This window comes from Nocardia sp. CC213A, assembly GCF_030766805.1.
GTDB classification, from domain to species: domain Bacteria; phylum Actinomycetota; class Actinomycetes; order Mycobacteriales; family Mycobacteriaceae; genus Nocardia; species Nocardia otitidiscaviarum.
In genome coordinates this window covers 13,542-32,640 of record NZ_JASFXA010000016.1, presented here as the reverse complement: position 1 = coordinate 32,640, position 19,099 = coordinate 13,542, and the positions used below count along the sequence as shown (strand labels likewise).

Annotated in this window: 20 protein-coding genes, 1 tRNA gene and 1 pseudogene; 7 read left to right on the top strand and 15 right to left on the bottom strand. The window is 67.9% G+C overall.

Annotated features, from left to right (window positions below; translation table 11 throughout):
- Positions 1-161 precede the first annotated feature (161 nt).
- Positions 162-740 carry a bifunctional 2-polyprenyl-6-hydroxyphenol methylase/3-demethylubiquinol 3-O-methyltransferase UbiG gene (locus QJS31_RS26045; RefSeq protein WP_306357974.1) on the top strand — a complete coding sequence of 193 codons (579 nt, stop codon included), beginning with the start codon at positions 162-164 and terminating at the stop codon, positions 738-740.
- 42 nt (positions 741-782) lie between these two features.
- Here the strand turns inward: QJS31_RS26045 and QJS31_RS26040 are convergent, their stop codons facing one another.
- Positions 783-914 carry a hypothetical protein gene (locus QJS31_RS26040; RefSeq protein ID WP_306357973.1) on the bottom strand — a complete coding sequence of 44 codons (132 nt, stop codon included), beginning with the start codon at positions 912-914 and terminating at the stop codon, positions 783-785.
- Between QJS31_RS26040 and QJS31_RS26035 the strand changes: the two genes are divergently transcribed.
- Positions 904-1,194 (top strand): hypothetical protein, encoded by a 291-nt coding sequence (locus QJS31_RS26035; RefSeq protein WP_282781734.1) that lies wholly within the window; start codon positions 904-906, stop codon positions 1,192-1,194. The genes QJS31_RS26040 and QJS31_RS26035 overlap by 11 nt on opposite strands.
- 186 nt (positions 1,195-1,380) lie before the next feature.
- Here QJS31_RS26035 and QJS31_RS26030 read toward each other — a convergent pair whose 3' ends face one another.
- From QJS31_RS26030 to QJS31_RS26010, 5 genes are all read right to left on the bottom strand, one after another.
- Positions 1,381-1,635, bottom strand: coding sequence for a hypothetical protein (locus tag QJS31_RS26030; protein ID WP_282781733.1), 255 nt, complete (start codon positions 1,633-1,635; stop codon positions 1,381-1,383).
- Positions 1,636-1,938: 303 nt separating this feature from the next.
- Complete coding sequence (locus QJS31_RS26025) at positions 1,939-2,367, bottom strand: hypothetical protein (protein WP_282781731.1); 429 nt, start codon at positions 2,365-2,367, stop codon at positions 1,939-1,941.
- The gene (locus tag QJS31_RS26020) at positions 2,364-2,534 is read right to left on the bottom strand and encodes a hypothetical protein (protein ID WP_282781730.1); all 171 of its coding nucleotides are present in this window, start codon (positions 2,532-2,534) and stop codon (positions 2,364-2,366) included. The genes QJS31_RS26025 and QJS31_RS26020 overlap by 4 nt, the downstream gene beginning before the upstream one ends.
- Positions 2,531-2,704, bottom strand: coding sequence for a hypothetical protein (locus tag QJS31_RS26015; RefSeq protein WP_282781728.1), 174 nt, complete (start codon positions 2,702-2,704; stop codon positions 2,531-2,533). Before QJS31_RS26015 ends, QJS31_RS26020 begins: the two co-directional genes overlap by 4 nt.
- A gap of 2 nt (positions 2,705-2,706) precedes the next feature.
- A complete protein-coding gene (locus tag QJS31_RS26010) occupies positions 2,707-2,958 on the bottom strand; it encodes a hypothetical protein (RefSeq protein WP_306357972.1) in 252 nt (83 codons plus the stop codon).
- Between the two features lie 174 nt (positions 2,959-3,132).
- Here QJS31_RS26010 and QJS31_RS26005 point away from each other — a divergent pair, with 174 nt between their 5' ends.
- Positions 3,133-4,329 (top strand): helix-turn-helix domain-containing protein, encoded by a 1,197-nt coding sequence (locus tag QJS31_RS26005; protein ID WP_306358020.1) that lies wholly within the window; start codon positions 3,133-3,135, stop codon positions 4,327-4,329.
- Here QJS31_RS26005 and QJS31_RS26000 read toward each other — a convergent pair.
- Together QJS31_RS26000 and QJS31_RS25995 are read right to left on the bottom strand one after the other, a co-directional pair.
- A complete protein-coding gene (locus QJS31_RS26000; RefSeq protein ID WP_306357971.1) occupies positions 4,322-5,050 on the bottom strand; it encodes a putative quinol monooxygenase in 729 nt (242 codons plus the stop codon). The genes QJS31_RS26005 and QJS31_RS26000 overlap by 8 nt on opposite strands.
- A gap of 11 nt (positions 5,051-5,061) precedes the next feature.
- Positions 5,062-5,132: transfer RNA gene (locus tag QJS31_RS25995), tRNA-Gly, on the bottom strand.
- A 214-nt stretch (positions 5,133-5,346) separates the two neighbouring features.
- On the opposite strand from QJS31_RS25995, the gene ctaD reads away from it, so the two are divergent.
- Together ctaD and dcd are read left to right on the top strand one after the other, a co-directional pair.
- A complete protein-coding gene (gene ctaD, locus QJS31_RS25990; protein ID WP_306357970.1) occupies positions 5,347-7,098 on the top strand; it encodes a cytochrome c oxidase subunit I in 1,752 nt (583 codons plus the stop codon).
- 24 nt (positions 7,099-7,122) lie between these two features.
- The gene (dcd, locus tag QJS31_RS25985; protein WP_282781718.1) at positions 7,123-7,701 is read left to right on the top strand and encodes a dCTP deaminase; all 579 of its coding nucleotides are present in this window, start codon (positions 7,123-7,125) and stop codon (positions 7,699-7,701) included.
- Between the two features lie 122 nt (positions 7,702-7,823).
- On the opposite strand, the gene QJS31_RS25980 is transcribed toward dcd, so the two are convergent.
- Both QJS31_RS25980 and QJS31_RS25975 read right to left on the bottom strand, forming a co-directional pair.
- Positions 7,824-8,000: a hypothetical protein gene (locus tag QJS31_RS25980; RefSeq protein ID WP_306357969.1), complete on the bottom strand. Its 177-nt coding sequence runs from the start codon at positions 7,998-8,000 to the stop codon at positions 7,824-7,826.
- A gap of 6 nt (positions 8,001-8,006) precedes the next feature.
- A complete protein-coding gene (locus tag QJS31_RS25975; protein WP_306357968.1) occupies positions 8,007-8,360 on the bottom strand; it encodes a YdcF family protein in 354 nt (117 codons plus the stop codon).
- A 534-nt stretch (positions 8,361-8,894) separates the two neighbouring features.
- Here QJS31_RS25975 and QJS31_RS25970 point away from each other — a divergent pair.
- Positions 8,895-10,268, top strand: a complete 1,374-nt coding sequence (locus QJS31_RS25970) for an Hsp70 family protein (RefSeq protein ID WP_306357967.1) — start codon at positions 8,895-8,897, stop codon at positions 10,266-10,268.
- A 1,220-nt stretch (positions 10,269-11,488) separates the two neighbouring features.
- Here QJS31_RS25970 and QJS31_RS25965 read toward each other — a convergent pair.
- From QJS31_RS25965 to QJS31_RS25955, 3 genes and pseudogenes are all read right to left on the bottom strand, one after another.
- Positions 11,489-12,763: pseudogene (locus QJS31_RS25965) on the bottom strand (YibE/F family protein); the annotation flags it as partial.
- A 464-nt stretch (positions 12,764-13,227) separates the two neighbouring features.
- Positions 13,228-14,478 (bottom strand): pyridoxal phosphate-dependent aminotransferase, encoded by a 1,251-nt coding sequence (locus QJS31_RS25960; protein WP_282785682.1) that lies wholly within the window; start codon positions 14,476-14,478, stop codon positions 13,228-13,230.
- Between the two features lie 161 nt (positions 14,479-14,639).
- Positions 14,640-15,653, bottom strand: coding sequence for an XRE family transcriptional regulator (locus QJS31_RS25955; RefSeq protein ID WP_282785900.1), 1,014 nt, complete (start codon positions 15,651-15,653; stop codon positions 14,640-14,642).
- A 583-nt stretch (positions 15,654-16,236) separates the two neighbouring features.
- Between QJS31_RS25955 and QJS31_RS25950 the strand changes: the two genes are divergently transcribed.
- Positions 16,237-16,686, top strand: coding sequence for a hypothetical protein (locus tag QJS31_RS25950; protein ID WP_282785901.1), 450 nt, complete (start codon positions 16,237-16,239; stop codon positions 16,684-16,686).
- Between the two features lie 65 nt (positions 16,687-16,751).
- On the opposite strand, the gene QJS31_RS25945 is transcribed toward QJS31_RS25950, so the two are convergent.
- Entirely contained in the window at positions 16,752-17,513 is a 762-nt protein-coding gene (locus tag QJS31_RS25945) for a copper homeostasis protein CutC (protein ID WP_282785902.1), read from the bottom strand.
- Positions 17,514-18,160: 647 nt separating this feature from the next.
- Positions 18,161-18,994 (bottom strand): lytic polysaccharide monooxygenase, encoded by an 834-nt coding sequence (locus QJS31_RS25940; RefSeq protein WP_282785903.1) that lies wholly within the window; start codon positions 18,992-18,994, stop codon positions 18,161-18,163.
- Positions 18,995-19,099: the final 105 nt, after the last annotated feature.

Here is a 19,099-nt window from a genome sequence, read left to right as displayed (position 1 = left end):
CCTGGGTGCAACTCGAAAAAGGGCATGGCGAAAGAGAGTCCGGCGGGGACTCGAAATAACAAGACCGGTTAGTCGAATCGAATTGATACCAATCGGCAGGGATTGGTACAGGATGGATCGGCGCCCCGTGCCCGCGCGTTACCGCCCGTATGCTCGCGGGAGTGCGTGACCCGTACTGGAATCACAACACCTACTACCACCCCTGGCTGCTCGCCCAGCTGCCGGACGCCGCTCGCACCGCCCTGGACATCGGCTGCGGTGACGGTCTGCTGGCCCGCAAACTGGCCCGGCGCTGCCCCAGCGTGCTCGGCGTGGACATCGACGCGCCGGTCCTCGCCGGTGCCGCCCCTGCCCCGAACGTCACCTACCGGCAGGCCGACTTCCGCGATCTCACCGGCACTTTCGACTACGTCACCGCCGTCGCCAGCCTGCACCACGTGCCCGTCGACGAGGGCCTGACCGCCCTGCGCCGCCTGGTCGCCCCCGGCGGCACCCTCGCCGTCGTCGGCCTCTGGTCCATGCGCCTGCGCGCCGACTACGACTATCTACTCCGCTACCCCCTCATCAGAGCCGTCGACCTGCTCCACCGCAAGAGCGACCCACCCGCCCCGGTCCACGATCCAGAGGAAACTCTGGACCGCATCCGACGATCCGCCGCCGAGATCCTCCCCGGCGCGACCATTCGCAAGCGCCTGCTGTGGAGATACACCCTGCTGTGGCACAAGCCCGCCGCCGAATAATGCTGCGGCGCGCGCTCACCGCGTCCGTCCGGGCCGAGTTCGTCACTTTCTCTCCATTGCCGGTACGACCCGAGTTCCACAGCCTTCAAGAATATCGTGGGCGTCATCGCCGGTACTGAGGCGACAGAATACGTTGAACGTGGTATCGAAACCGACTTGGTCGATGTCGGCCACGACGACTCCTGCTCCCGCTGAGATCAAGCTCGACGAGGCGTCCCGGATCGTGGCAGAGAACTTCACGCTGATCTGGCCAGAACCGATTCGCCGCGAACCCGATCAGGTCCAACGTGGCAGCGGCTGTCGCACCAACCCGTCGACCCTGATGCCCGAAGGGCCTCCCTGGAGTCCCAGTACCAGCATCACAGTCTTCAATCCGTCGCAGGAATTCATCGACAAGGCGCTAGCCAACCTCGAAGCCACCTCTACTGACCGCTTGGAGCGGGCGCGCGGGTAAGGACCAACGCATCGTCGGTCTCGCGCACGAGGTGGGAGGATCGCTGGTATGGGTGTCGCCACAGCGCCGGTCCCGGAAACATCGTGTACGCCCTCGTGCGGGCTGGAACGAGAACACGGCTGCTGAACCGTGAAATACAGAGCGCACCAACCGGAGTCGATTGGTGCGTTTTCGTCGCGACCAGGCCTAGCTGGACCCGAAGCTGCCAGTGGACGGCCTGCTGTCACGCGGTTCGTCGTAACTCACGTAATACCGGTCACCGTGGATGTGGTAGCAGCGGGCACCGGTATAGCCCGCGTCCCTATACATCTTGGCGACGCGCTGGCACTCCTCGCGGCCGATGATGGTGTCGGTCTCCCCGGCTGTCGCGGTACCGCCCGCAGTGACGATGCCGAGGGCGGCGATGGTGGCGGCGATCCCGGCGTACACAAAACGCTTCATTAACGCTCTCTCGAGAAGGGTGTGTGCGACGTGGCAGCTCTGGGTCTGCGGCTCCCCCAAGAGGGGCCGTCGCGTCAGCGAATCATCCTCGCCCGCACTGGTTTCCGCCAGCGACCGATCGGCATCTGGCACGAATGGTCAGCTCTCCCGCCTCGCTGTCTCGGGCATCCCGCTCGCGTGCTTCGCGCACCCGTGCCCGCGCGTGGCGGCTTCCTGCCGTTCATGCTCGTCGAGTTCGGGGCACACGTGGTGGGGGGCTGCGCGGGCGCAGTCTTGGCCATGTGCACGATCGCCCGCGGGTCGTCATTGCGTTCGGCCGGGCGAGCGATCTCGGCGGCGTCCGGGCTGGTCCATCGGCACCCGGGCTTCTGGGCCGTCGACAGTTGAGGTTCGGTTGTCCCGCACGGTCTCGGGCGGGTGCGAATGGCGGCGGGTGGCTTCTGCCAGCCGCGTGAACACCGTGCTCGGGTCCAATCCCATCTCGGTGAGTTCCCGGGCCGGGATGGCGGCCGGGTCGTAGAGCATGTGCAGTAGCAGATGCTCTGCTCCCATGCGAGTGGCCCCTTCGGCGGCGGCCATTGTCAGGCCGTGGTGCAGCAGCTGCCACAGCCGATGTCCGCATTCGACAGCGCCCGCGACGCGGTCGGATTCCATCTCGTAGTAGCGGCGCATGCGGTCGCGGCTGACCTGTTCCCATTCCTCGTCGGTCCTGCGCGGCAACTTGTCGGTCATGCGCGGCCTGAATCCGGGACGAGCTTGCCCGCGTCCACCAACGCCCAGTAGGCGGCGGCCTTGGTGGCGCAGATGTCGGGGTGGCAGTCGATGTGGACTTGCATGGCGAGGTTGGGGCGGCTGCGGCCCCACTCGTGGTTGTCGTGGCGGAGGTATTCCAGGCTCATGACGGCCATCCCCGTACCGGCAGGTAGGTGCGTTGCGCTTCTGCTTCCAGGCGGGCTTGGAGGTCGGGCCATGACAGGCCGTGGCGGTGCCGCGCGGTGGGCTGGTGGCCGGAGGTCGCGGCGAAGACGATCACGCCGCTGACGAGCAGGAGCATGCCGAGGAGGTCCACGGTCAGACTCCTGCCGGGACGTCGAGGAGGGCGCGGCCTGTCGATGTGGCGATGTAGGCGCGGCCTCGGCGGCTGAGCGTCCAGGTGTCGCACCACAAACCGACACCGGTCACGATCAACCCCAGGTAGGCGAGGCGGTCGATCGCGCGGTTGGCTGCTCTGAGGGTGATGTCTGCGCTGTCCGCGATGCGGTCGGCGGTCAGCTGGCCGCCGGGTGCGAGGGCCGCGAGGACGCGCGCCTCGGTCATGTTCATACCCGGTTCCTCCGGTGTGCCGTGGCAGGTAGTGGGGTGTGGCTGACCAGTATCGGAGGGCGTCGAGTTCCCGATACCGGAGGCCACGTGATCAGGCTGCGGCACAATCCGCACACGAACTGACACAGTTCGTGTCACCCTCGAAAGAGCGGTTCCGGTGGAATAGAGGACGTGATGGCCGGAGAATCCCAGGGAGTTGGCGACCGTATCGCCCAGGCTCGCAAACTACGAGGATGGAGCCAGGGACGGCTCGCCCAGGAAGCGAACGTCTCAGCCTCGCTGGTGACGAAAGTGGAGCAGGGTCGCCGCGCCGCGACGTCCGCCTTCGTCGCTTCGTGTGCCAAAGCTCTGCGCATGAGCGCGGCCGACCTACTTGGGCAGCCCCTGCCAGCGAAGTCGAGTGCCGATCGTGACGTACACGCCGCGATCGCGATTATTCGAAACGAGCTGGCCGCCTACGACGTTGACGCACCCGACATCCGCGTACGCCCGATGGCCGCGCTCGCTGACGGTGTCGAGAACATTCGACGCTACCGGCGTGCCGCTGCGGCGCCGAAGCTCGCCGCCGCGTTGCCGCCGCTACTCGCTGAGGTCCGGGCGTCAGTGCATCGCGCCGAAGGACTGCAAAGAGAGCAGGCGTTGAACCTGTTGTGTGAGCTGTACTACGGATCGCACAGTCTTGCCCACAAGTTGGGGTACACCGACCTCGCGACCATCGCAATCGACCGGATGGCGTGGGCGGCACGCGAATCCGGAGATCCGCTGTGGACGGCTACCAGCCAATTCCATCGCGCAGCGCTGCTCACGGCGGGCGGAGACTGGAACGCCGCATTGACTTTCCTCGAGCGCTGTCGTGCCAGCATCGAACCCCGCCTGGCCGCCCAGGCGGAATACGACCTGGTTGCTTGGGGCGGCCTCCACCTGCAATCCGGTCTGGCGGCCGCTCGAAAAGGCGCACGCGATCTCGCAGATTCTCACCTCAGGGAAGCCCGCGACACAGCCTGTCGGCTCGGGTCTGACACCGATCCGATCCTCTCCTTCGGCCCCACCAATGTCGGCATCTGGAATATCGCCCTCGCGGTCGAGATGATGGACGGAACAGAGGCATTGAATCGGGCACGGGGATTCGCCATGCCGCCTACGACGCCACGCGAACGGTCAGGGCACTATCACATCGACATGGCGAGAGCCTGGCTCTTGCATGGGCAGCGCGGCAAAGCGTTCGACTCGCTCCTCACCGCCCGCAGGATCGCCCCCTCGCAGACGCGCTATCACCCGATGGTGCATGAGACCCTCCTTGTCCTGGCTAGGGAGGACGCGCGCAGTACGGAGACGTTGCGTGGATTCGCGGCGTGGTGTGGCCTCAGCTAGTGCCGGGCAGCCCCGTGGCCGCGCCGGGAGTCAGGAACTCCACGCGGACTGCGCGTGTGTAGTCCTCGCGGGCGGCTAGGAAATGCCGTACGTGCGGCTGCCGCTCGTGCTCCTCGAAAGCTGCTCGGTCGGCATAGACCTCGTAGAAGATGCGCGCCAAGGGCTCGCCTTCAACTTCGTGAGTGGAGTACACCAGCGTGCCGGGCTCGTTCTCGCTGATCGCCCCCACTGTGTCGGCGACGAGTTGGTCGAAGTCGTTGGCAGCCTTGGCATCGCGTAGGTCGAACCTCACCACAAGCGCGAACATCGCTTGAGCATATCGCTCACGACTTCGGCAGGCAGTCTCGGCGGTGCGCACGCAGTAGCGGTCGTCCGCACCTGGCGGCACCTCGTCCTCGTCGCCTTCGAGGCGCGACTCGATCAGGTCGAGGATGCGGGTGATGGCGATGTCCGCGGGCTCGCCCGGCTGATCGTTCACGGTCTCCAGGTCGAGTATCCGGATCGCGGTCGTGATGACGTCGCTGGGCGGCGGGGTCGTCGGATTCGGAGACGTCGAATCGCCGATGACCTGTTGGAGATGGCGTGGCGCTGCCGGGAAGGGCGTAAGGGGACGTAATGGCACGTGTGTGGCACGGCGGGGTATCGGCGGCGTGGCCGAAAGATCGTGCAGGGCGACGAGGAAGGGCCCGGATGGTGGCGTGAGCTGCGCGGGGAATCGCACGGGGGAAAGAGAGCCGGTGACGGGAATCGAACCCGCACTCTCAGCTTGGGAAGCTGATGTTCTACCACTAAACTACACCGGCCGGTGCGCGTAGACGCTCCGCGACTCTATCAGAACCGGGGTCGTCGGATGCAAGTTGGCGGAAAGCGGGTCGGTGGGGGATTCGGCGAAGTGGGGGTGATCGTCTACGGGCGGTCGTAGACTGATCATCGGGTCGAAAGCCCGTCCACCACAGTGACTTTGGATGCGCTGGGCGTTTGCTGATCGCGGTTCGGTGTGTCCTGGAGGAGGACGCGATGACCGCGGTGCCCTCGAAGGATGTCCCCCAGCTCGAGCCCGCGCGGCCGTATCCGGCGCGGATGGCCCCGAAGGGGTCGTATCTGTGGCGCATCGTCACGACCACCGATCCCAAGCTGCTCGGGATGATGTACATGGTCACCGCCATCTCGTTCTTCCTGATCGGCGGGTTGATGGCGCTGCTCATGCGGGCCGAGCTGGCGCGGCCGGGATTGCAGTTCCTGTCGCCCGAACAGTACAACCAGCTGTTCACCATGCACGGCACCATCATGCTGCTGTTCTATGCGACACCGATCGTCTTCGGATTCGCCAATGCGATACTGCCGCTCCAGATCGGCGCCCCGGATGTGGCGTTCCCGCGGCTGAACGCGCTCAGCTACTGGCTGTACCTGTTCGGCGCGACCATGGCCACGGCCGGATTCGTCACCCCGGGCGGGGCGGCGGACTTCGGGTGGACCGCCTACACGCCGCTGAGCCTGGTCGACCACTCGCCAGGGGTCGGCGGAGACCTGTGGATCATGGGGCTGGCGGTCTCCGGTCTGGGCACCATCCTCAGCGGCGTCAACTTCATCACCACCATCGTGTGCCTGCGCTGCCCGGGCATGACGCTGTTCCGGATGCCCATCTTCACCTGGAACATCCTGGTCACCAGCATTCTGGTGCTGCTGGCGTTCCCGATCCTCACCGCGGCGCTGATGGCGCTGGCCGTCGACCGGCATCTCGGCGGGAACATCTACGACCCGTCCAGCGGCGGCACGATCCTCTGGCAGCACCTGTTCTGGTTCTTCGGGCATCCCGAGGTGTACATCATCGCGCTGCCGTTCTTCGGCATCATCTCCGAAGTGCTGCCGGTGTTCTCCCGGAAACCGATCTTCGGCTACACCACCCTGGTGTACGCCACCCTGGCCATCGGCGCGCTGTCCATGGCGGTGTGGGCGCACCACATGTTCGCCACCGGCGCTGTGCTGCTGCCGTTCTTCGCCATGATGACCTTCCTCATCGCGGTGCCGACCGGGGTGAAGTTCTTCAACTGGGTCGGCACCATGTGGCGCGGGCAGCTCACCTTCGAGACACCGATGCTGTGGGCGGTCGGCTTCCTGGTGACCTTCCTGTTCGGCGGCCTGTCCGGCATCATCCTCGCCAGCCCGCCGCTGGACTTCCACGTCACCGACTCGTACTTCGTGGTCGCGCACTTCCACTACGTGCTGTTCGGCACCATCGTGTTCGCCACCTTCGCGGGCATCTACTTCTGGTTCCCCAAGATGACCGGCCGGATGATGGACGAGCGGCTCGGCAAGCTGCACTTCTGGAGCACCTTCTTCGGCTTCCACCTGACCTTCCTGGTGCAGCACTGGCTGGGCGACGAGGGCATGCCGCGCCGCTACGCCGACTATCTGCCCGGTGACGGGTTCACCGCGCTCAACATGATCTCGACCATCGGCTCGTTCGTGCTGGGCCTGTCGATGGTGACCTTCGTGTGGAACGTCTTCAAGAGCTACCGCTACGGCGAGGTGGTGACGGTGGACGACCCGTGGGGCTACGGCAACTCCCTCGAATGGGCCACCACCTGCCCGCCGCCGCGACACAACTTCTACGAATTGCCCCGCATCCGTTCCGAGCGGCCCGCCTTCGAACTGCACTATCCGCACATGGTCGAGCGCATGCGCAGCGAGGCCGAGGTGGGCTGGGCGGCGCGAAGGCCGCAGGCCGTCTCGGAGACCGTGGACGACAGCCCTCCCACCGCGGGCTGACCACCTGGCACTACGCTCTTGCGCGTGCTGCTTTCCGATCGCGACATCCGCTCCGAGATCGCCGCTGGCCGCCTCGGGCTCGACCCGTTCGACCCGAACCTCGTCCAGCCGTCGAGTATCGACGTGCGGTTGGACAGCCTGTTCCGGGTGTTCAACAACACCCGCTACACCCATATCGACCCGGCGCAGCGCCAGGACGAGCTGACCACCATGGTCGAGCCGACCGCGGGGGAACCCTTCGTGCTGCATCCCGGCGAGTTCGTGCTCGGCTCCACCCTGGAGGTGTGCAGCCTGCCCGACGACCTGGCCGGTCGATTGGAGGGCAAGTCGAGCCTGGGCCGCCTGGGGCTGCTCACCCACTCCACCGCCGGGTTCATCGATCCGGGGTTCAGCGGGCACATCACCCTCGAACTGTCGAATGTGGCGAATCTGCCGATCACGCTGTGGCCGGGGATGAAGATCGGCCAGCTGTGCCTGTTCCGGCTGTCGAGCCCGGCGGAGCATCCCTACGGCAGCCAGGCGGCCGGGTCGAAATACCAGGGACAGCGCGGGCCGACGCCGTCGCGGGCCTACCTCAACTTTCCGTCGTCCAACGGGCGCTGAGCGTCGATTCGGCCGCGGCTCATTTCGCGACGGATGCGGCCGGGCGGCCACACCCTGCGAAGGCCACGCGTCCGCGCGGGTGACCACCGCCGGATCGTCCGCAGGTCGGCGGGAACGCGGGCTCAGCAGTCCTCGGTGAAGGCTTTCAGATAGGCCGCTGTCTGATAGGCGTACTGGTACACCCAGCGCAGCGGGCCGATACGCGGGCGGGCGTCGATGACGAGCAGCTCACCGTCCCAGCATTTTCCGAGGATGTAGCGAGTCCGGGATATGTGCGGGGTGAAGGTCACCACGATCACCCGCCGTCAGCTCTCCGCGCGGGCGCGCTCCGCCAGATAGCGACCCTCCCCGCGCGTGGTGCGCGGTTCCGGATCGAAGCACTCCACCGCGAAGCTGTAGCCGCCGTGGCAGATCCGGTTCACCAGCGGGCTGTGCTCGTACGGATCGGAGATCAGCACCCGGGGCGCGACCCCGTCGTGGGCGAGGCCGAGTCCCAGCTCCTCCCGGCCGTCGTGGGCGCCGCCGAGCACCAGAATGGCGTCGGCCGGGCGCGGGGTGTCGACGCGCGGACGCACGAACACCGGCCAGAGCGCACCGATGTACACCGACACGGCACACAGCAGCGCGACCACGGTGACGGTACGACGGGACAGGCGCACGCCGCCGATGCTAGAGCCCGCGCACCGCGATCCGGCACCGCGATCCGCACCGCGTGGCGCCCGCGTCGCCCGGCCGCAGGAAGCCGACCGCCCTTACCTGAAAACGGCGGTCGGTCTCGAACCTCTCCCGTCGGTGCGCGGGTGAGCCCGGTGCGCGAGGAGCGTGGATGTCGCCGCCCGGTCGCCGGTGACCGCGGAGGGTGCGCGGGCATGGCGGCGCGGGCGTGGATGTCGCCATCTGGTCGCCGGTGACCGCGGAGGGTGCGCGGGCATGGCGGCGCGGGCGTGGATGTCGCTCTCGCCCAGTGGGGTACGCCCCGCCACCGGTGTTCGCATCGCCGCCCGCGGGCCCCGCGCGGCTGTCCCGAATGCGCCGAACCAGGTGGTCGTAGGCGGGTGTACGGAAGACGCGGCAGGCCGTAGTGTGTCACCGACAGGTACAGTGACCCCACCGCAAGTGTGACGCGACGCTGGCCATCCGCAGGCGGCGGCCCGCTCGCACGTCGTGGGAGCGTGAATCGAGATGGGCTGCAGATGAGTTCGGTACTGGGAGTGTCGGTGGGGGTGAGCGCGGTGCGCGTCGCGCGGCCGCTCGCCGAGGCCGATGCCTACTCGCGCGCCGGATTTCAGCAGGCCGAGCCGTTCCACGACGGGTATCGCGGTGCCCCGCAGACCTTCGACACCCAGGACATCCCGGTCGGTGAGCAGCGGGTGGAGGAATTGGTGGCGGACGCGGTCGGCGCCGTGCTCGCCGCCGATCCGTCGATCACCGCCACCGCCATCGCGTATCGGGACGAACAGCACGCCCGCGGTATCCGCGCGGAGCTGGCCCGCCGCCAGCTCATCAATTACGAGCTCATCCCGGATGTGGTGGCGGCGCTGGAATTCCTGGAGTACTCCGGTGATATCCAGGGTTTCGGCACCGTCGCCGTCTACGACCTCGGCGCATCCGGTTTGTCCATTACGGTGGTCGATACCGCCTCCCGGCAGATCCATCACACCGAGCGCACCAGCGATATCAGCGGCGACTATCTGGACTCCCTGATCCGGGAACAGCAGATCGCCTCCGGACGCATCGCGCATCCGCCGGACGCGGCCGGGCTCGCCGCCATGGACGAACTGTGTCGCAAGGCCAAGGAACAGCTGTCCACCAGCACGGCGGTGGCGCTGCCGTCGCCCGAGGGGCTGGTGCTGCTATCACAGGAGAATTTCGAAGCCCTCATCATGCTGGCCGTGGAGTCCTCGGCGCGCATGGCCCGCGATGTGATCCTGCGCTCCGAACAGCCGGTGGAGGCGGTCGCCGTGATCGGCGGGTGCGCCCGGATTCCCTTGGTGGCGCGCGTGTTGCGGCGTTGGCTCGGCATTCCCGTGGTGGTCGCCGACGGTCCCGAGACCGCCGCGGTGCGCGGCGCCGCCATGCTGGCCCGCCCGGTGCGGCAGCGGCAGCCGCTGGCCCAGCCGCAGCCTGACTTCGACGAACCGGCTCCCCGGCCGCGGTCCCAGTCCACTCACACCTGGCTCTCCGGCACGGAGCCGGGGGAGCGGTCCCGGCGTCGCCGGGAGATCAGCGTGGCCGGGGTGGCGGTCGGCGCGCTCGTGGTTGTCTCCGCCATCGGCGTGACCCTGGGCTGGCGGCCGACGGCCTTCGAACCCGATTCGCAGAGTCGCGATTCGAGCACCACCGCCGAAACCACCTCGACCGCGCCGCGCACCACCTCCGCGCCCGCGCCGACCACCGAGGCGACCAACGAATCCGTCGCCGCCCCGCCCCCGCGCTACAATCCCACCACCACGAGCGAGGAACCGCCCCCGCCGAGCGCGAACACCATCACGGTCATCCCGGGCCTCCCCCCGATCGTGGTCCCCACCATCCCCCCGCTGTTCCCACCCGCCCCGGCCGGCCAGTAGAGCGCCCGGCGCACGCCCGAGCTGCCTGGGCCGGACGATAGCCGCCCGAGTGCCAGCGACCAGGCAAGGGTCCGGTCAGCCCTTCCCGGGCAGCGAAAAGCTCGTGCCGAGTTCGGACGAAGCGGTGATGTGCCCCGCTCTGTCGATCAGCGCTACGTCGTCGAGTCGACCAGCAGTACCTCGGATTCGCAGGTTGCCGCCCGGTCGAGACGTGGCCGCACCCCGACTGCGTGGCCTGTTGGCCATGTCGGTACCGCTCGCGCCTGCGACCGCTCGAGCGCGGATGGCGCGGCACCTCGGACGTGGGAGCGGTACCAACTTCCGCCGGGCGGCCACGGCGCGGATGCGCGCGATGGCGGTGCGCGGGACGCAGTCTGTCGAGATGCCGGGACGGTTACTCCTCAATCCAGCATCGGCGTGGCGTGGGCGGCGTGGTGGGTCGGGTTGTTCCGGAGTGGGCGGCCAGGCGCGCTGTTCGCGGGTCAGCGGCAGCCGGAGTTCGCGTTCCGTTCGTCTCGTGGCGCGCACGCCCGTCTCGCGGCCGGAGTCGTGGTGCCACGACCCGTGCTCTCCCGGACGATCGCGGGTTGCGCCGTGCTCTCCCGGACAATCGCGGGTTGCGCCGTGCTCTCCCGGACGATCGCGGGTTGCGCCGTGCTCGCGCGGTGTGCGGGTCGCGGGTCGAGACGCCGGGGTGGTTACTCCTCGAACCAGTCCTTGGCGTGGCGCGGGCGGCGTGGTGGGTCGGGCTGTTCCGGAGTGGACGGCCACGCGGGCAGTTCGCCGGTCAGCGGCAGCCGGAGTTGGGGATCGGTGGGGTATTCGTCGGTGTACGGAGGCTCGGGTGCGGCGGGCACCGCCGGTTGGGCTCCGCTCTGGGCGGCGAGGGTCCAGGACGGCTGCTCGCCACTCGACGCCGTGGACGTGCGTGGCACCGTGGTCTGCTCGCCGGTGCCGGGACTCGACTGCCGGTGGGCGTGTGCGGGCTGTTCGTCGCCGTTCGGCCGGGCGGACGGCTGTTCACCGGTCGCGGGTGCCGCGCCCCGTCCGGGAGTCGCCGACGGGTCGCCGGTCGCGCGCGCTGAGTTCCGCGCGGTGGCCGCCGGTTGTTCCCCGGTGGCCAGGGCCGAGTTCCGTCCGGACACCGCCGGTTGTTCGCCGGTGCGGGTCCGGCGCGCGGCGGGCTGCGCACCGGTGCGGCGCGCGCGGGCGGCGGGACGTTTGCCTCGCGATGCCGGTCCGGTGGGGGCGGTGCGGTGCATGTGGAAGGGCCGGGCGAGCATGACGGCGATGCCGGTGGTCAGCGGCACCGACAGGGCGAGGCAGATGCCGCCGACGGCGGAGCGGGTGATCTCGATGGCGACCGCGTCACCGGTGAGGACGTCGCGGATGGAGCGGCCCGCCACGCTGAACAGCAGCAGCAGCGGCAGCGCGCCACCGGCGTAGGCGAGCACCAGCGTGTACACGGTGCTGGCGATGTGGTCGCGCCCCACCCGCATGGTGGCGGCGAAGATGTCGCGCCGGGACGCCTTGTCGTCCAGCGCGGCGAGTTCGAAGGCGGCCGCCGCCTGCGTGATGGTCACATCGTTGAGCACACCGAGCGAACCGATGATGAATCCGGCGAGCAGCAGCCCGGTAATGCTGACGTGTTCGATATAGGTCGCCACATTGGTGTTCTGCTCCTCGGACAACCCGGTGAGATGGGTTATCTCGATGGCCACCCAGGACAGCACGGCGGCCAGCAGCATGGAGGTCAGCGTGCCCAGCAGCGCCGAACTGGTGCGCAGATTCACCCCATGCGCCAGGTACAGCACGGCGTAGAGAATCAGCGAACCCGCCACCAGCGCAACGGGAATGGCGGGTTTGCCGTCCAGCAGCGCGGGCAGCAGGAACATCACCAGCACCCCGAATGCGAACCCGAGCCCGAGCAGCGCCCGCAACCCGCGCCACCGCGCCACCGCCACGATGACGATGACGAATGCCAGCACGATCAGTGTGAGCGGCAGCCCGCGCGCGTAGTCCTCGAAGGAGTACATGGGCGCACCACTCGGATCGGACTGGCGCACCAGCCGGATCTTGTCCCCGGCGTGCAGCTCCGGCTGCCCCGGTCCGGGCGCGATCTCGAACAGCGTCTTGTTCCCGGCGTGCGGCCCGGAGTCGATGGTGATGATGCTGCGCTGGCAGTCATAGGTATTGGCGCGCGGCGGCGCGGGATCGTCCGGGAACACCCGCCCCAGCGACGGACTCCCGCACGGCCCCCACTCCTGCATGACGACGGTCCCGGCCTCGGTCGTCACCGCCCCGCCACCCGCGTTCTGCATGGGCAACGGAATCTCGACATGCTGTTTGCTCGGCCACAACCACACCAACCCCACCAGCACGGCCACCCCGATGACCACGAGCAACCCCACCACCACCCGCGCGGCCGTGTCTCCGATCTCGAGCGGCCCGGAGTGGCTATGGCTGTGGCTGTGGCCGTGATGGTGATCGCTCACCCGCGCGAGCCTAACGAAAACCGTTTCCGGCCGTATCCGCGAGGGCACTTAGCAGCCGACAAGCCAGCAGAAAGACCCTCTCGACCTGACGTCTGCCAAGGTGACAACTGATTTCGCACCGTTCGGGGTAACTCACCGGGAACCCCCAGAATCGTTTCGCACCCTGACCGCCGGCACGCGTACACAAGTGACAACGACTCTCAGCTGTGCGCTGAAGTCGCGGGGAGGCGGGAATGGGCGGGTTGAGGGGCGGCGGAGAGCAGGGGGATGTCTCCGCCGCCCGGGGATCGGCGGCCCAGGGGGGTAGGCCGGCCAACCCAGGGCTGGACGGCCCAGGGGGGGTAGGCGGTCCAGCCGGGGCACTCTAGGTGCCGAGGACTACTGTACACAAAAGGGGGATCTTTGCGCTAGCTAAGTCTCTAAAAACCTGACTTTTTCGAACTCATGGTCTGTTTCGTTTGGAACTACTGCCGGTAGCTCGCGAGGAAGTTGCCAAATCTTTCGATCGCGACGGCCAGATCCCTGGCCCACGGCAGCGTGACGATCCGCAGGTGATCGTGATGCGGCCAGTTGAACCCGGTGCCCTGCACCATCAGGATCTTCTCCTGCAACAGCAGATCCAGCACCAGCTTCGAATCATCGTGGATCTCATGGACTTCCGGATCCAGGCGGGGGAACGCGTACAGCGCGCCCTTGGGTTTCACACACGACACGCCCGGAATCGAGTTCAGCCGCTCCCACGCCACATCGCGCTGCTCGAGTAGTCGTCCGCCCGGCAGGATCAGATCCTCGATGCTCTGATGCCCGCCCAGCGCCACCTGGATGGCGTGCTGCGCGGGCACATTCGGGCACAGGCGGGTGGAGGCCAGCAGGTCGATGCCCTCCAGGAAGCCCGCGGCGTGCTCCTTCGGTCCGGTGATCACCAACCAACCGGCCCGGTACCCGGCCACCCGGTAGGTCTTGGACAGGCCGTTGAAGGTCAGGCAGAGCAGATCCGGCGCGAGCGTGGCCAGCGAGATGTGCTTGGCATCGTCGTAGAGGATCTTGTCGTAGATCTCGTCGGCGAGCAGCAGCAGCTGGTGTTTGCGCGCCAGATCGACGATCTGCTGCAACACCTCCGTCGAGTACACCGCACCCGTGGGGTTGTTCGGGTTGATGACCAGCAGCGCCTTGGTCTTGTCGGTGATCTTGGACTCGATATCGGCGATATCGGGCTGCCAGCCGTTGGACTCGTCGCACAGGTAGTGCACCGGGGTGCCGCCCGAGAGCGAGGTCATGGCCGTCCACAGCGGATAGTCCGGAGCCGGGATGAGCACCTCGTCGCCGTTGTTCAGCAGCGCCTGCATGGTCATGGTGATCAGCTCGGACACGCCGTTGCCCAGGTAGACGTCGTCGACGTCGAACTCCGGGAAGCCCGGCACCAGCTCGTAGCGGGTGACGATGGCGCGCCGGGCGGGCATGATGCCCTTCGACTCCGAGTAACCCTGCGCGTACGGCAGCGCCGCGATCATGTCGCGCATGATGACGTCGGGCGCGTCGAAGCCGAACGGCGCGGGGTTGCCGATATTGAGCTTGAGGATGCGATGCCCCTCGGCCTCCAGCCGTGCCGCGTGCTCGTGTACCGGTCCTCGGATCTCGTAGAGGACGTTCTGCAGCTTGGTGGACTGCTCCAGGGTGCGCGGCGCGCGGTACGGATGGTTGCTCACCCGGCTCAGTCTAATTTGCCCTTCGCTTCGCTCCGGGCGCGGTTCGCGGCGCTGGAAGTCTCGGTTCTTCCCTCCCTCCGCTCCTCCGCTTCGCTCCCCCGCTCCGGTCAGTCCAGAACCGAGACGCGCCGCGAACCACGAGGCTGTGCTCGGTGAGTGAGGGGCTGAACTCACTGGGTGGGGGAGCCCGGTGGGATGCCCTTCGCGGCGGTGGTGCCGCAGAACTCCTCGATGCGTTCGTCCAGGCGACGGGCCTCGATCGCCTCGCGGAAGGTGGGGCCGGCCAGCCGCTGGCGTAGGCCGGTCAGGCGTTCCTCCAGCTGGGCGATGCGCTTGTCCTCGTCGAGTTGCAGGACCGGTTGCAGGGCCTCGGTGGCCCCGTCGAGACTCCCGTTGATGAGGTGCGCGGCGGCGCTGTCCACCCGCGCGAGGGCCTCCGCCCCGTAGGAACGCTGCTCGGTCGGACCGTTGGCGTAGAGCTCGATGGCGCGCCTGGTGGCCTGGAGCGCGGGTTCGGCCTGACCCAGATGGATGTAGGTCGCGCCCGCGTAGTACTGGCTCTTGGGTTCGTTGAATCCGAAGACGCCGCCCACCTCGTCGTGCAGCGAGTCGTTGGCGCCGCTGGAACCGCGGGCGGCCTCGGCGGCGCGGATGCAGTTCTCGGTGTCGGCGCTGCTGCCCAGCCGCGACCAGATGCGCGCCTCGATATTGTGCAGCCGCACCTGGGCCGTGGTGGATTCCGCGTACTCCTGCCCGTTCTGCGCCAGCAGCACCGCGCGGCGCGGCCGCTCGGACCAGTACTCGATCAGCGCCTGCATGCCGCGCGTCCAGGCCCGTAATCCGTTGTGGCCGCACAGCTCCGCGTAAGCCCAAGCGGCCCTGGCCTGTTCGCCCGCGGCATCGTAGTAGCCGAGGTCGGTGCTGGCATTGGCGAGCAGTCCGGACAGGGTGCCCGCCAACAGATACAGGTGCGAGGTGTCGGCCGGTCTCTGATGCCCCTCGAGCAGCCGGTACACCCGGCGTCGCACGCGCAGCATCTCCACCATCATCGGGACGGGAGGCACGTGCACGTAATCGTTCGCGATGCGCGTGACATCGGCGTCGAGCTGTTCCAACGTGGTGGCTCCCACGTTGGTGCTCTCGGCCCGCCCGGCGTGCTCACTTGCTTCATGGGCAGCCGCCATGATCAGATCCCTCTCCGAAATCGCCGCTAACGCATCGCCCCTCATCGCACCCGCATCCACGAGTGACAGTAGTTCCGCGTCGCTGGAATAAATGGCCTGCGCCGAACTGCTCTGGCGCGCACTGAAACCGGGCCCGGGACGGTCGATCAGAGGCTGATCGATCAATGCCGCGAACCGCGCCCGCACAACGTCGTCGGACCTGGCCAGGGAGGTATCGAGGGCGGCCTGATTGATGGGTCGGGGATGCACCCGAATTCCCCCGGCCTCCCATTTCGACACCAAGCGTTCGTGGACACCGAGATGCGCCGCGAACTCTCGGATACTCATCCGCTTGGCATCGCGAAGGGCGCGGGCCTCTTTACCTGACCAGTGCCGGACCACGATGTCCATCCCTTCCGAACGAACTCCGATGTCCAGGGTACGAGCGTGTCGTGACATGGGCCACAAGCGAAACCGAGCTGGTATCACCGGGTCTACGCGCCGGTAACAGTGGCGGCGGAAGGGCAGCGTAAGGAGGGCGTGCGGGCGTTCTCACACCGCCGGCTCGGGGGCCACCCTGGATTCAGCAGGCAAGGAGTTCGGGGTGAATGCGGACAAGCTGAGAACCGTCGGGGACTGGGTGGCGTTCTACCGCCACGAGTTCGGTCTCCCGGTGATCGAGCGCGGCGGATTCGTAATGCTTCCGATCACCGGGCGCACAGGAGTTATCCACCTGCCGGTGGTGCGGGCCGAAAAAGTCCGCGCCGCACTCGAACAGCAAGGGGAGTCGGCGCCCATGCTGGCTCGCCAGATCCGCTGGAGTTTTCTCGTGGCGCCCGATTCCCGGCCGGGCGAACAGATACTCCAGGTGCTCAACCGTCTCGACATCGGCATACCGCCCGTCGGTTCCGCCGTCATGCTGCCCACCGGACTCGGGCAGTGGACGCGCGAGGGCTGCCACTGGGTGGTGCCGCCGAGCCGAGACAGCAAACTCCCACCGCTGTCGATGCTGATCACGACGGCTCTGGCGGTGGGTTCGGGTAGCGAGGATTGACGCCACCTCGCAACCCGCCGGGTCCGCCCCTTTCCTGGCAGTCGACGGGGCGGACCCGGCGGGAGTCACCCGCGCGAACGCGCGACCTCGCAGAGCGCGGCCACCCCGGCCGCATCCGTTGCGAAATGATCGAAACCCTGTGGTGCACCGGGTTCGGCGAAGGACACCTCCGCGCCCTCGACCTCCAGTCCCGGCACCGGAATGCGGACGGCGGCGTGCAGATCGCGCACCCCGGTACGTTCCAGCACCTCGGCGGCATTGTCGGCGCGCAGGCCACCGCACGCCATGACGTCGATGCGGCCCTGCGCTCGGGTGACGAGTTTCGCGATGAGCGTCGCGCCCTCGACGACCGAAGGCTGCCGTCCCGAGGTGAGCAGCCGCGTGAATCCGAGCTCCATCACCTGCTCGAAAGCGGTGTAGGGATCGGCGCAGACATCGAAGGCGCGATGGAAGGTGACCTCCATATCCTCCGCGGCCTCGATGAGCGCGGCATTGGCGGCCATATCGACCTGGCCGTCGGCGTCCAGCACACCGAACACCACCCCCGCCGCGCCGAGTCGGCGGACCTGGCCGATATCGGCGCGCATCAGCGCGACCTCCGCGGCGGAATAGCGGAAGTCGCCGGGACGTGGGCGGATGAGCACGTGCACCCGGGTGCTCGAGGTGAGTTCGAGGGCCGTGGCGACCAATGCCGGACTCGGGGTCAGCCCGCCCGCGCAGAGTCCGGTGCCCAGCTCGATGCGATCCGCACCGGCGCTCTCCGCCGCCTCCACACCGCCCAGCGTCTCCACCGCGATCTCGACCCGAACACTTCCCGCCTCCGCCATACCTATCAGTATTGACCAGCTCGCGCGCCTTCGCTTGCTGCCGGTTAGCCGACGTGCGTCTGTAGGGTGGACCGGCATCGCGGTCGTGGACCGGTATCGCGATCGACGGCTGCGGCCCGTGCGCACATCGCCGCGCGGATGGCCGCGAGGCGTGCGTCGCTGCCGCAGCGGCCATCGGCGCGCTTCGCGGGCGGCCCGAAGCACTCGGATGCCCCGAGCTGGCGCTGCCGTGTGGCCCCGGGGACTGCGGTCACGGGGCCGGTGGGTACCGCCGAAGTGCATGGTGGTCACCCCCTGCGCGGGTGGCGGCGGGTCGCACGCGTGATCGCCGGTCGGCGCAGGGAGAGTTGTGGATATCGCAGCGTCGGGCGATGCGACCGCTACTCGGCACACCGCTGGGCTCGATGACACGATCGCGCTCGACGTGACCGCTGGGTACGACAACGCCGCTGCGCCGACTGTGAAGCGGCTCGTCGGTCGTGGCAGCTGTGCCGCCCGAATCGGTCACGCCGGGAGGTGCCGGCGCCGCGCGCTCGTCCCAACGGGTTTCACGGTGTGGCAGTAGATGTGGGATGGGCTCGGTCGTCGCGCCGTGCGGGGCGAGGTGGCGGCGTCGGCACCTCGCCCGGTGCACCACCCGCGTGCGGCTACAGGCGCTGCCAGAGGGCCGGGGTGTTCGGCGGGGTCCAGTTCGGGTCGTGGACGGTGTGGGCTTGGCGGCAGCTGTAGTGAATTCCGTTGTAGGACACCACGTCACCTATGCGGTATGTGGCTCCCTGGCGCCAGGACTCGGCGGTGGGTCGGTCGGTGGTGGGGTGCTGATGTGGCGGCGTGGTCGGCAGTGGAGCGGTCGTGGTGGGTGGGCGCGTCGTCGTGGTCGTCGGGGGCGTGGTGGTGGACGGTGCTGCGGTGGTCGGTGCTGTGGTGGGCGTGGGATGCGTTGGGCCGGTCGGGGATCCGCCGTCGTTGATATCCAGGTCGATACAGGAGTAGAACGCATTCGCGGTGTCCCCGATGTTCCAGACGGCGAGCAGCCGGTGCCGCCCGGTGAAGTTCCCCAGATCGACACTGTGCGTGAAGGTCTGCGGCGGCGGCTCGTTGCCGCCGTCCACGAAGCCCACCCGGGTGTCGCCGATGTAGTACTCCCAGTTGGCGGTTCGGTGTGGGGCGGTGACCTTCCAGGTGAAGGACACGGTCCGCCCGACCGGGTGCACGCGCCAGCCCTTGTCGTCGTCGTCCAGCTCCGCGAAGCGGCCGACGCCGCCGCTGCAGCTGCGTAGGCCCTTCGGTCCCTCCGCACTCTGCGGTTCGTACCTGATATCCCCGCAGCTGACGACACCCTGGGCGCACTGTGCCTGCCTGCTGGCCGGGGACGACACATACCCGTGGGCGTGGGCGACACCGGCGGGCATGATCGCGACGATGATCGGCGTGATCCCGGTGAGGGCCGCGACCGTGGACAGCACTCTGCTACGTACCACCTGAATCTCCTTGTGAGACAAGAGGGCAGCGGAGGCCGGCATGCTGTCCTGAACGGATCTGTGACGTGATCCGGACCACTTTGAAGCAAAAGCGTGCTCTAAAAG

Coding starts and splice junctions, on each gene's coding strand:
- QJS31_RS26035 (WP_282781734.1), top strand. CDS start 904: ATGTCGGCCACGACGACTCCTGCTCCCGCTGAGATCAAGCTCGACGAG.
- QJS31_RS26030 (WP_282781733.1), bottom strand. CDS start 1,635: ATGAAGCGTTTTGTGTACGCCGGGATCGCCGCCACCATCGCCGCCCTC.
- QJS31_RS26025 (WP_282781731.1), bottom strand. CDS start 2,367: ATGACCGACAAGTTGCCGCGCAGGACCGACGAGGAATGGGAACAGGTC.
- QJS31_RS26020 (WP_282781730.1), bottom strand. CDS start 2,534: ATGAGCCTGGAATACCTCCGCCACGACAACCACGAGTGGGGCCGCAGC.
- QJS31_RS26010 (WP_306357972.1), bottom strand. CDS start 2,958: ATGAACATGACCGAGGCGCGCGTCCTCGCGGCCCTCGCACCCGGCGGC.
- QJS31_RS26005 (WP_306358020.1), top strand. CDS start 3,133: ATGGCCGGAGAATCCCAGGGAGTTGGCGACCGTATCGCCCAGGCTCGC.
- ctaD (WP_306357970.1), top strand. CDS start 5,347: ATGACCGCGGTGCCCTCGAAGGATGTCCCCCAGCTCGAGCCCGCGCGG.
- QJS31_RS25970 (WP_306357967.1), top strand. CDS start 8,895: ATGAGTTCGGTACTGGGAGTGTCGGTGGGGGTGAGCGCGGTGCGCGTC.
- QJS31_RS25955 (WP_282785900.1), bottom strand. CDS start 15,653: ATGGCGGCTGCCCATGAAGCAAGTGAGCACGCCGGGCGGGCCGAGAGC.
- QJS31_RS25945 (WP_282785902.1), bottom strand. CDS start 17,513: ATGGCGGAGGCGGGAAGTGTTCGGGTCGAGATCGCGGTGGAGACGCTG.